The 11,075-nt window shown below is 32.5% G+C and carries 11 protein-coding genes and 1 riboswitch; of the genes, 7 read left to right on the forward strand and 4 right to left on the reverse strand.

Translation table 11 applies throughout. From position 1 onward, the window contains the following. Positions 1-227: 227 nt before the first annotated feature. Together Q1K37_RS03435 and Q1K37_RS03440 are read left to right on the forward strand one after the other, a co-directional pair. Positions 228-1,469, forward strand: coding sequence for a radical SAM protein (locus Q1K37_RS03435; protein ID WP_300409381.1), 1,242 nt, complete (start codon positions 228-230; stop codon positions 1,467-1,469). Between the two features lie 43 nt (positions 1,470-1,512). Beyond that, positions 1,513-3,147, forward strand: coding sequence for an ABC transporter ATP-binding protein (locus Q1K37_RS03440; protein WP_300409383.1), 1,635 nt, complete (start codon positions 1,513-1,515; stop codon positions 3,145-3,147). A 25-nt stretch (positions 3,148-3,172) separates the two neighbouring features. Here Q1K37_RS03440 and Q1K37_RS03445 read toward each other — a convergent pair whose 3' ends face one another. After that, a complete protein-coding gene (locus Q1K37_RS03445; protein ID WP_300409385.1) occupies positions 3,173-4,099 on the reverse strand; it encodes a LysR family transcriptional regulator in 927 nt (308 codons plus the stop codon). Positions 4,100-4,171: 72 nt separating this feature from the next. Between Q1K37_RS03445 and Q1K37_RS03450 the strand changes: the two genes are divergently transcribed. The 4 genes from Q1K37_RS03450 to Q1K37_RS03465 all read left to right on the forward strand — a co-directional run bounded on the left by Q1K37_RS03450 (position 4,172) and on the right by Q1K37_RS03465 (position 7,470). After that, on the forward strand, positions 4,172-4,375 hold the full coding sequence (locus Q1K37_RS03450) for a hypothetical protein (RefSeq protein WP_300409387.1): 204 nt from the start codon (positions 4,172-4,174) through the stop codon (positions 4,373-4,375). Positions 4,376-4,538: 163 nt separating this feature from the next. Continuing rightward, positions 4,539-6,140 carry a hypothetical protein gene (locus Q1K37_RS03455; protein ID WP_300409388.1) on the forward strand — a complete coding sequence of 534 codons (1,602 nt, stop codon included), beginning with the start codon at positions 4,539-4,541 and terminating at the stop codon, positions 6,138-6,140. Positions 6,141-6,148: 8 nt separating this feature from the next. After that, the gene (locus Q1K37_RS03460) at positions 6,149-6,673 is read left to right on the forward strand and encodes a DUF4256 domain-containing protein (RefSeq protein ID WP_300409390.1); all 525 of its coding nucleotides are present in this window, start codon (positions 6,149-6,151) and stop codon (positions 6,671-6,673) included. 50 nt (positions 6,674-6,723) lie between these two features. Then, positions 6,724-7,470 (forward strand): 3-oxoacyl-ACP reductase family protein, encoded by a 747-nt coding sequence (locus Q1K37_RS03465; protein WP_300409392.1) that lies wholly within the window; start codon positions 6,724-6,726, stop codon positions 7,468-7,470. A gap of 37 nt (positions 7,471-7,507) precedes the next feature. Here the strand turns inward: Q1K37_RS03465 and folK are convergent, their stop codons facing one another. From folK to folE, 3 genes are read right to left on the reverse strand one after another with little or no spacing between them, the layout of a single operon-like run. Continuing rightward, positions 7,508-8,323 carry a 2-amino-4-hydroxy-6-hydroxymethyldihydropteridine diphosphokinase gene (folK, locus tag Q1K37_RS03470; protein ID WP_300409394.1) on the reverse strand — a complete coding sequence of 272 codons (816 nt, stop codon included), beginning with the start codon at positions 8,321-8,323 and terminating at the stop codon, positions 7,508-7,510. A 9-nt stretch (positions 8,324-8,332) separates the two neighbouring features. Next, the gene (locus tag Q1K37_RS03475) at positions 8,333-8,809 is read right to left on the reverse strand and encodes an HD domain-containing protein (protein WP_300409396.1); all 477 of its coding nucleotides are present in this window, start codon (positions 8,807-8,809) and stop codon (positions 8,333-8,335) included. A 1-nt stretch (position 8,810) separates the two neighbouring features. Beyond that, entirely contained in the window at positions 8,811-9,365 is a 555-nt protein-coding gene (folE, locus tag Q1K37_RS03480) for a GTP cyclohydrolase I FolE (protein ID WP_300409398.1), read from the reverse strand. An 87-nt stretch (positions 9,366-9,452) separates the two neighbouring features. Continuing rightward, a riboswitch (THF riboswitch) is annotated at positions 9,453-9,544 on the reverse strand. A 1,310-nt stretch (positions 9,545-10,854) separates the two neighbouring features. Between folE and Q1K37_RS03485 the strand changes: the two genes are divergently transcribed. Next, entirely contained in the window at positions 10,855-11,073 is a 219-nt protein-coding gene (locus tag Q1K37_RS03485; RefSeq protein WP_300409400.1) for a hypothetical protein, read from the forward strand. Positions 11,074-11,075: the final 2 nt, after the last annotated feature.

Here is an 11,075-nt window from a genome sequence, read left to right on the forward strand (position 1 = left end):
ATTATGTATTTAATATGGAAGGAGGGGTTGCTTTTAGTCTAAAAAAGAAAAAAAAGAAAACGAATAAACATTATGATTGAAAGGAGAGAAAAATGAAAATATTAAGGGTTGTAATTTTAAAGGCTAATTTAAGAAGAGGACAATGTGGCATAGGTTGTATATTTAGTAACTAAGAAATTTAATCTCTAGAGAATTATCTCTAGAGATTAAATAATATGGAGGGCTATATGAAGGCTTTTGAGATAAATAACAAAAAAATTGTGTTTAACAGTAATAATTATGAGTTTTACGAATTAAATAGTGAAATTGATGACGTTGAAGATTCACAAATATCTTCTCTAAAAAGTTTTAAATTACCAGAACACGTTTTATCAAAGGTAATACTTAACATCTCTAATATATGTAATCTTAATTGTGAATATTGTTATGCAAACGGTGGAAATTATAATAGAAAAAATGCAATTATGTCTAAAGGTTCGATAAATAAAATAATCAGAAGACTACAAGAAAAAAATGTTTCAGAAATAATCCAATTAAAATTTTTTGGAGGAGAACCATTATTAAACAAAGAATGTATATTATATGCTCTGAAAAAGTTTAGTACAAATTTTGAAATTAATGAATTTTTAATTGTAACAAACGGATTATTGTTAGATGAAATTTTTCTTGATAGTCTTAAAGGTTACAATATATTTTTCTCGTTAAGCTTGGATGTTCCAGAAAGAATCCATAATCAACTTAGAGGAAAAGGAACTTTTGAAAAAGTTTTAGCTGCTATTAATTTACTTAGAAATAAAGGATATAATAACAAACTTAAGTTAATTTCCACGTATACAAATAAACAATATGAACAAGGTATTACTATAGAAAAATGTGAAAAATTACTTTTAAACATTCATAAAATCTATCACATAAATAGAGTTCATACTGGTGAAGATTCTGATTTATACATAAGAAATTATGGAATCAAAAATAGGAAAAAAGAAATAGAATTAACATTTGATAATATATTAGGACTAAAAAAAGGGAAATATATAAATCCAACAGTTGATAGAGTTTTGCGTTCATTAATATTTGGATTGAAAAATGATGGTTTTTGTGATGAACTTACATCAAATGTTCAATTATCATATGATTATAATGGTGATGAATATAAGTGCAATAGATTTTGGGGTATGTCAAAATATAGTACAGATAACGACGGTTTCTTGCTTGAAATTGAAAAAATCAATAATAAAGAACACTATGAACTATGTAAAAATTGCTGGTGTAGAAATTTATGTATGATATGTACAGCATCTAAGGAACAAGACTTTATACACGAAAAATATGGGTTTAATAGTTCTGAATGTTTAAATCAAGAATTATTTGAGTATACTATTAGAAAACTGATAGAATATACTTTAGAAGGAAAAAATGAAAAGTTATTCAAAAATTATTATGAGATGATATCAAATTTCCCTGAATAATTTCATTATACAAAATTAACAAATTAAATGTTGAGGAGGGGCTATGTATAAACTAATAAAAAATCATATCCCAAGTTTTATTCTTGATCTAGTACTTTCTATTATTGAAATTGGAACTGATATTCTTTGGGCCTTTGTTGGTATGTATATATTAAACTATGCCACTGGTGAAACTGATATGACTTTAGAGACTGTAATTGCTATTTCATTAGGTGCAATGGTAATAAGAGTTTTGTTTTTTACCTTAAAGGAAGCTCAAGATGAAAGGCTAATTAGAAAAGTAATGGTGGAATATAAGGGAAAGATTCTTAATACATATATCGATTCTAGAGGAGAAAAAGCAGGCTCTGAAATCATAAATACTTTAACGAATATCTGTAACAATTTAGAGCAAATGTATTTAAAGCCAAGCATTCAACTCATTCAAAAAATCCTACTTTTTATAGGAGCTTCAATTGCCGTTATCAGAATTCAGTGGAAGTTGTTTTTGCTTATATTTCTTATAAGTTGGATTCCTTTAGTTTTGCCTAGGGTTTTGGATAAGAGAACTCAAAAGTTGAGAGGGAAAGCTTTAAAACAAGCAGAATACTTTATTTCACGGCTTAGGGATATAACCAACGGTTTTGAAGTCATAAAAGCTTTTAATATTGAAAGTAAAATGAAAAAAATTGGCCACAAAGAAATTGAGTCTAATGAAATTGAATTAAAGAAGGCCAATACTTTTCAAGTCATTCACGAAGGTTTTGGAGTGTTACTGACTTTGATTGTCTATATTATAATTTTTCTATTTGCAGGTTATATGGCAAAACAAGGAACTATTACTGTTGGGGAGATTTTAGCTACTACAATGCTATACAATTCTATAGGGAATGCTACTACTTATATAACAAAATTAATGATAATGATAAGAGGTTTTGCTGGAGAATATAAAAAGTTGAATGAATATATAGACTCCAACAGCAAATTTGAAGGCTACAAAGAATTTATTTTTAATAGACAACTGGATATTAGAGATTTAAGTTTTTCATATGATAGCAAAATGATATTAAATAATATTAATTTAAAAATAGAAAAAGGGAAAAAATATGCCATTATCGGAGAGTCAGGTTCTGGAAAGTCCACTTTGGCAAAGATTTTACTAAGGAGTATTTCTGGCTATGAAGGAGAAGTGTTGTTTGATGGTATTGAATTGAAAAATATTGAAAAGAAATCTTTTTATAAAGGTGTTTCTCCAGTAACTCAAAATGTATTTATTTTTAATGATAGTATTAGGAACAATATAACCCTATTTGCTAAATATCCTGAAGAAGAAGTTGAAAAGGCCATTAAAAAATCTGGTCTTGATAAACTTATTAGTACCCTTCCAGAAGGTGTTGATACTGTTATAGGTGAATATGGAGTAGATTTATCTGGAGGTGAAAAGCAGAGAATATCCATTGCGAGATGCTTAATTAAAAAGTCTGACATTATCATAATGGATGAAGCGACCTCTTCTTTGGATAAGACTACTGCTACGAATATAGAACAGCTTTTATTAGATTTAGATAAAACTGTAATAGTTATTACTCACAGGATAGATCCAGAAATATTGTCTCAATACGAAAAAATCTTTGTATTAAAAGATGGACAATTTACAGAAGAAGGAAAATGGAAAAATATAAGAGAATATAAAAAATAAGTCAAGAATCTTTGCAACGCTTGACTTATTTTATATCTTCAGTTTCTCGATGCCTTTTTGCATACTCCTTTAGTATTTCATAAAATTTTACTCCAATTTCTGACAGGGTTACATCTTCATGGAAGATAGTGCCGATGATAATCTCTTCTTTGGCTGAAACTGGTATTGAAAGGATGTCCTTGTCGTGGAGATATTCTGGAAAGATACCGGAGGAGAAGGTGTAGGCGTTAAGTCCCATCATAAAGTTCACTACTGCTGCTCTGTCGGAAACATTTATAGACTTTTTAACGGGTAGATTGCTAAAGACTTCTTCGCTATAGTAGAAGGTGTTGTACATTCCCTGGTTAAATGAAATTTTAGGGAAATCTTCCAAGTCCTTTAAATCTACTACTTTTTTTGTTGCTAAAGGGTGATCCTTGTAGATAAAAACATGGGGTTTTGCCTTTACCAACTCTTCAAACACCAAGTTGTTTTCTGAAAGTATCTTTCTAATTACAGATTCGTTATAGTTAGAAAGATAGAGAATTCCAATTTCTGAATATAGAGTTTTTACATTCTCAATCACTTCATAGGTTGTGGTTTCATTTAGGGTGAAACTATAGTCCTCACCTTCATATTCTTTTACAAGTTCTACAAAGGCGTGGGACACAAAGGGATAGTGCTGGGAAGATGCACAAAAGGACTTGCTCTGTTTTGCTCCTGTTATGTATTTTTCTTCCAATAGGTCCGCCTGGGTTATAACCTGACGGGCATATCCTAAGAACTCCATACCCTTGTGGGAGAGGGTAACGCCTCTATTGGTTCTGATAAAAATTGAAAATTTTAATTCTTCTTCCAACTCCTTTATTGCGTTGGAAAGACTTGGCTGGGATATATACAGATATTTTGCAGCTTCATTGATGGACCCTTTTTCTGCTACAATTATAATATAGCGTAATTGTTGTAATGTCATTTGATGATTCTCCTTCTTTAATTAGCATACCATATTTTCGGGTATATTATAGGGGAATAGTAGGAGGATTAAGTGGTTGATAATAAGATTTTAAGGTTTATAAAAATATGTATTATTATTCTGATTATCTGTTATATCGTATTTGAAGTCTATGGACTGTTTAACAGATCCTTTAAAAGTGTTATAGTACATTTAGTCATAGTTTCACTTTTAGTGATGCTTCTCTACAGATTAATCAGTGCCCTGTTTAGATATTTTAGGGACAAAAGGGAATAGGATGTTTTGCTTTTGGAAACGGATTTACAAATTTGTAAATTTTACAAAAAAATGAGACGGTCGCCCGTCTTATTCCAAAGGAAGTTGTTATGAAAAAAGTCATCTAACTCAATTATTATAGTAATACAACTAGCTTAAAATTTTCTTAAAACAAGGAGGAAAAATGGAAAAGAAAAAGACTAACAATGGAGGAAAAAATAGTAGACTAATTACTGCAATAGTATTGGGTTTGGTATTTGGATTTATTTATTTTTATTTTGTACTACCACCAATAAATCTCTATTCCTTCGATTTTTATGTTGCCCTTACCATTACAGTGGTGGTGACAGCGCTTTTGGTGGTAGCATTATACACAAGAAGTTTTAAAAACTTTCTTAGTACGGGAAAGATATTTATAGGAATTTTGGTAGTGGCTTGGGGGATTTTTATATGTATGAATCTAATTTCACTTCCTATCTTTCATGCAAAGGCCTATTCAAATGTACTTGGAATAAGTCAAGGAGTTTTTAAAGAGGATGTAAGTCAAGTGGACTTTGACAAGATACCGGTAGTGGACAGGGATACTGCGGTTAAACTTGGCTCAAGAAAGATGGGGGAAATGGGAGACCTTGTGTCACAATACAATATTGACGACTCCTACAGTCAGATAACAGTCAATGGGAAACCCCTTAGAAATACCCCTTTGGTGTACTCTGATTTGATAAAATGGCTTCAAAATAAATCTGAGGGAATACCTTATTTTATATCTGTAGATATGACGGATCAGGAAGTGTCTATGGTCAAGTTGGAAAAGCCTATTAAGTATTCTTTTTCCGACAAATTTTCAAGAAATATCTATAGACATATTAGGTTTAAGTACCCAACTGCAATTATAGATGAAATAAACTTCGAAGTGGACGACAATAACAAACCTTACTGGGTTGCCTCCACTGTAAAGCCTACTGTTGGGCTTATTGGCGGATTTGACAGTAACTCTGTAATAGTGGTGGATGCTGTAACAGGAGAAACCAATAGATATAAAGTTGGAGAAGTTCCAGATTGGGTGGACAGGGTCTATTCCGCTAAACTTATTATGAAACAATTGAGCTGGAATGGTAAGCTAAAGAAAGGCTTTATCAACCAGTTTATAGGACAAAAGGGAGTTACACAGCCAACTGATGGCTACAATTACCTTTCAATAGACAACGATATATATATGTATACTGGGATTACATCAGTGTTACAAGACGAATCAAATATCGGTTTTGCACTGATAAATCTAAGGACAAAGGAGGCAAAGTTCTATCCTGTTTCTTCAGCTGATGAAAAATCTGCAATGGAATCGGCCCAAGGTGCTGTTCAAGAAAAGGGATATAAGGCAACTTTCCCAATCCTTATAAATCTATACAATAGACCTACTTACTTCCTGTCTTTAAAGGACAATGCTGGGTTGATTAAGACCTTTGCTTTTATAGATGCTCAAAACTACCAAACTGTGGCAACGGGAAGTACGGTAAACCAGGCATTAAACGCCTATGACACATCTGGCATGTCCAAGGAGACAGACCCTCAGGATTTAGTGGAAAAGACTATAACTGTCTCACAGATTATCCCGGTTACTGTAGATGGAAACACCAACTACTTTATTATGGAAGAGGGATCTGACACCATCTACATTGCACCAATATCTGCAAGTAATAGACTGCCTTTTATAAAATCTGGAGAGACGTTGAAGATAAAGGGAGAAGACCTAGAAAAGCAATTCAATATTGTAAATTTAGAATAGGAGCAAGTATGAATAATTTAAAGGAGTGCCTAGAAAAAAGGTTTAATGAAAACCCAGGCCTTGTAAAGGGCAAAGAGTTTAAAGAAATTTGGGAAAAGATTGCTAATGATGAAAAACTTTTGAAGGTTATATCCAAGATGGAAGAAACTGAGGGCGAGCCTCTATTAATTGAGGTCTTTGGAAAAATCATTGCCTTTGACTCCTATTTAAAAATTCCCGACTCCAGGAAATCTCTTTGCTATGATAGACAAGCTCAAGAAAAGCGAAAAGCCAATAAGCCAGCTTCTGATGTAATGACAGAAGTTGGTAAAATTGGATCGAAACTCATATATGAAAAACTATACTATGAGATACAAAAAGTTTTCAAGTTGGATGAAAAGATATCTTCCTGGGTAGAAACTCCACAGGAGATAAGAAAACTAGGAGGGGCAATCTTTTGTGATAGAAGATTTAATAGGGTCTTTACCTATCATAATGGAGCTGACAGCTACTACTCTTCCCGAGGTTTTAGAACCTATGTAACAATTATTTAGTTGATGGTTAATTAATATAAATTTTTTCGAATCAAAAGGAGGAAAGGATTATGTTGTTAAAAGACAAAGTTGCCATTGTAACAGGAGGAACTAGGGGTATAGGCTTTGCCGTAGTCAAAAAGTTTCTCAAGGAGGGTTCAAAGGTAGTGTTGTGTGGGTCAAGGGAAGAGACTGTGAACAATGCCATCGAAACATTACAAAAGGATTATCCTAAGGAAAATATTAGGGGAATTTGGCCAAATTTAATGGATCTTGAAGATTTAAAAGAGGAATTTAAAAAGGTCAAAGAAGAATTTGGTAAAGTTGACATCTTAGTAAACAATGCTGGACTTTCTGCCAAGGAACCTTTTGCAGAGTACACAGAAGAGATGTTTCAAAGGGTTATGGACTTAAATGTTAAGGGTGTGTTCAATTGTTCCAAGGCCATACATCCCATTATGATTGAACAAAACCAAGGGGTAATTTTAAACACATCTTCCATGGTCAGTAGAGACGCACAACCATCAGGTATAGCCTACCCTACAAGCAAATTTGCAGTAAATGGATTTACTCTATCCTTAGCAAGGGAGCTTGCGCCCTACAATATCAGGGTTAACGCAGTAGGACCTGGAATAATAAACACCGATATGGTTAAGAGTTTACCTGAAGAGATGATAAAACCGCTTATAGATAGAATTCCTTTAAAGAGGTTGGGGGAAGCGGAAGATATTGCCAATGCATTTTGCTTTTTAGCATCAGATGAAGCTTCCTACATTACAGGACAGATACTCTATGTAGATGGACTTATGAGAGTATAAGTAGAGGAAAAAAATTATATGAAAAGCACTCAGCATATTACACTGAGTGCTTAATTTCTTTTAACAACTGAAAAACTTTTTTGTTTAAAACCGGATGGACAAAGAAGGGTTCCACTTCTGCCAGTGGCTCTAAAACAAATAGTCTTTCTTCAATATAGGGGTGGGGAACTTTAAGTCTGTCGTTAAAGATGACTTCATCGTCAATAAATAGTATATCTATGTCGATGGTCCTAGGACCCCACTTTTCCTTTCTCTCTCTACCAAGGTCAATTTCTATCTTTTGTGTTATATCTAAAAAATCCAAAGGCTCTTCAAAGGACTCAAGGACCACAACCTTGTTTAAAAAGTCCTCCTGATCTTCCTTTCCCCAAGCCTTAGTCACATAGTCCCTGGACTGTTTTACCAGGGAGAAGTTTTTAGACAACTCTTCAATAGCTCTATTTATATAGGCCTTTTTGTCTCCCATATTGGAACCTAAGGAAAGGTAAAATCGTCTCTTTTTTCTAGACATCTTTACAGAAACCCTGTCCAGAGGAAGATGCACTGGCGCCCAAGGTTTCTTGAGTTCGATTTGAACCTCTTGTACCATTTCATATTCGGCAAAAATAAATTCTATTAGCCTATAGCAGGCCTCTTCAATGAGATCGTAGGATGTTTTTTTAAACTCTTCAATTATCCTTTGGGACAAAACACCATAGTGAATAGAAGTCTCTAAGTCATTTTCCTTCGCTGCCTTTGTCATATCATAAGACAAGGCAAGGTCAAGTACAAACTTTTGACCAAGACTTTTTTCCTCTGGAAAAACACCGTGGTTTGCAAATATCACAAGGTCCTTTATTCGAAGTGTATCCATATTTCCTCCCTAATAGGTTATTGAATGATTCTTCTTTTCCACTGGCCAATAACAAATATCATAAGCGGGACATCTAAAGCAGATTCTGGAAAGTTTGTCCGCTTTATAGAATAACTCATTAAAAGGTGTGGTCTTTTGAGACTTTCTATGTTTCTTTATACAGTCTAAAATCATGTCCTTTTCCTCCTTTGAAAAACTTGTCAAAGGCAAAATCCTCTCGGCAATTTCAACGGAGGCAATATTGTGGTCTGTACCATCCTTGTACTGAATCACCCTTCCAATGTCGTGGAGTAGGGCAGTAGAATAGATCAAATCCTTCTTTATATCAAGTCCTTCTTCCAAGACTAAAATATAGCAAATCCTTGCCACGTCGAGAAAATGGGCCAAATCATGTTTACAAAAAGGTCTTTGCCTTTCAAAGTCCTCCAGTTCGTTTAGAAGTTTTACATACTCTTCATTGTATATTATGATATTTGTATTTTCCATATTACATCCCTATCAATCTATAGGCTTCATCTCGAAGCTCTAAGTCTTTTTCCATTTCCCCTAAAGCTACAGAAGTCACAGTCAAAGAACCTGGTTTTTTAACACCACGCATGGTCATACACATATGCTCAGCTTCAACTACCACTAGCACACCCTTGGCCTTTAAATAGTCCATCATCGCTTGAGCAACCTGCAGGTTAAGCCTTTCTTGTAGTTGAGGTCTCTTGGCGTAGGTTTCAACAGTCCTTGCTAACTTTGAAAGTCCTGCAACTCTACCGCTTGGGATATATGCAATATGAGCCTTTCCATGAACTGGAAGAAAATGGTGCTCACACATTGAGAAAAACTCAATGTCCTTTACCACTACAATATTGTCATTTACATATTCAAAAGTCTTTGCTAGATGTTTGGAAGCGTCTTGACCGATGCCTGCAAAGATCTCCTCATACATTCTGGCAACACGTTGAGGAGTTTCTAAAAGTCCCTCTCTACTAGGGTCTTCCCCAACGGCTTCTATAATCATAGAAACTGCCTTTTCAATCTTCTTCTTATCCATTTATATAACCTCTTTCTTCAGTTAAGATATTACTTAAATTAAAATTACCAGTACCAAGAGGCACCGGTCTTCCGCAAATTTATATATATAAGCGGAAGCGATAAGACATCGCAACATACATTTTCGTTAAAGGGCAACTCCCTATCCCTTCACACTTAACGCGTCCTATCTACTCTATTTGTACCCTAATTATACCATTAAAGTATGAAATAGTCTTTGTTTATACAATTTTTCAAGGTTAAAAAGTAAAAGATATTGAAAACAAGCCCTTTGAGAGAGTGTTCAATTTGGAGTAAGACAATTTCTTTGAAATCGTCTTAAGTCTAGTATTTAAGAACAAAATAAATAAAGTTATAGCATAGGGTTCTTTATAGTATTCAAAAGAATTAATAAATTATCAAAATCTTGCTTATTAACACAGATGCTTTTGTTTTGCAACAAAGAGATAGATTCAGAGTAATAAAAATAGAAATTTTCATATTTATTAAACATAATAGAATCTCTACAACACAAATAAAGCAAGCATAATTTACATTCATTAGATTTACAATCATCATACAACTTGGTCATAATTTCTAAATAAGAGGAATTAGATTTATTAGTTAATAAAATAATAGCGACTAGTATATATTCCTTCTGGAAATAATTATAATGATGTTTTGAGAAGTTGTTTAGATCTACATGAAATGTATTCTTGAAATCGTTTATAAATTTGGAATCTTTAAAATTATTTAAGAGATAATATTTAAAACAAAATTCAAATAGTCTTTTATAGTTCTCGAAGTATTCTAGTAAAGTTACCTCAGAATTATTTTTAAGATATTGATCTGAAAATGTTCTTTCCTTTAAAACGTTAATGTTATTTTTTAATGTTTCAAAAAGAATTAATGAAAAATCCAAATTATTCATAATCAAGTATCGAATGGTTTGATAAATTATCATTTTTTCAAATTTAAAGGTTGTAGAATAAAATGACAATAAATCATGACCAGTAGCATATGATAGTTCAATCAAAGTATGTAAAGTAGGATTGAAGTTATGATTTAATAATTTGTTTAGCGTGTTCTTTGAAATAGAACATCTGGATACGATTTCATCATAAGATAGACCTAATTGTGAAAAAAAATCTTTAAGTTTAGATTGTATATTATCTTTCATAAATCACCTCTAAAATTTACTTCAAGTTGATGATACCCATATCTATAATCTTGAAACAAAAGTATTTAAAAATCTAATAAATTAAAAAAACAGAGAAAGAAAAAGCAATAAAGTAGTATAAAAATTTACCAAATTTAAAAATTTTAACCAAATACAGCTATAATAATAAGAAAAACAGATATAGGATTAGTAAAAAAGAGAAAAATATCAAAAATTTAGTAAAATAACGGCGAATTTCCATAACACTAAATTGTGTTGAATTTCTATCTCTACTTTATTACTATAAATTTAAGAAGTTTTATCACGCTGTAAGGATAGGAGGAAGTTTTATATGAGTCAATTTGAAGATTTTAAATTAAATGTAAATTTTAGTGCAAAAGAAAGAAATGGAGGAGGGACAAATAGTTCTAATCCTTGCTGGAGTATATCAACATATATTTCAAATAGTGTAATTAATGGTGGGTGTATGAGTGTTAATAAAAACTGTAGTTCAGGTGGAGGAGCATCTGTTTGTACCCCTTGTAGCTCTTCAAGAGCAGTAGTACGATAAAA

This window comes from Lagierella sp. (genome assembly GCF_029983815.1).
Taxonomy (GTDB): Bacteria; Bacillota; Clostridia; order Tissierellales; family Peptoniphilaceae; genus Mediannikoviicoccus.

Excerpts from the sequence above, each read along its gene's own strand:
- Q1K37_RS03460 (WP_300409390.1), top strand. The coding sequence starts at position 6,149 with ATGAATAATTTAAAGGAGTGCCTAGAAAAAAGGTTTAATGAAAACCCA.
- Q1K37_RS03465 (WP_300409392.1), top strand. The coding sequence starts at position 6,724 with ATGTTGTTAAAAGACAAAGTTGCCATTGTAACAGGAGGAACTAGGGGT.
- folK (WP_300409394.1), bottom strand. The coding sequence starts at position 8,323 with ATGGATACACTTCGAATAAAGGACCTTGTGATATTTGCAAACCACGGT.
- Q1K37_RS03440 (WP_300409383.1), top strand. The coding sequence starts at position 1,513 with ATGTATAAACTAATAAAAAATCATATCCCAAGTTTTATTCTTGATCTA.
- Q1K37_RS03435 (WP_300409381.1), top strand. The coding sequence starts at position 228 with ATGAAGGCTTTTGAGATAAATAACAAAAAAATTGTGTTTAACAGTAAT.
- Q1K37_RS03475 (WP_300409396.1), bottom strand. The coding sequence starts at position 8,809 with ATGGAAAATACAAATATCATAATATACAATGAAGAGTATGTAAAACTT.
- Q1K37_RS03455 (WP_300409388.1), top strand. The coding sequence starts at position 4,539 with ATGGAAAAGAAAAAGACTAACAATGGAGGAAAAAATAGTAGACTAATT.
- Q1K37_RS03445 (WP_300409385.1), bottom strand. The coding sequence starts at position 4,099 with ATGACATTACAACAATTACGCTATATTATAATTGTAGCAGAAAAAGGG.
- folE (WP_300409398.1), bottom strand. The coding sequence starts at position 9,365 with ATGGATAAGAAGAAGATTGAAAAGGCAGTTTCTATGATTATAGAAGCC.
- Q1K37_RS03485 (WP_300409400.1), top strand. The coding sequence starts at position 10,855 with ATGAGTCAATTTGAAGATTTTAAATTAAATGTAAATTTTAGTGCAAAA.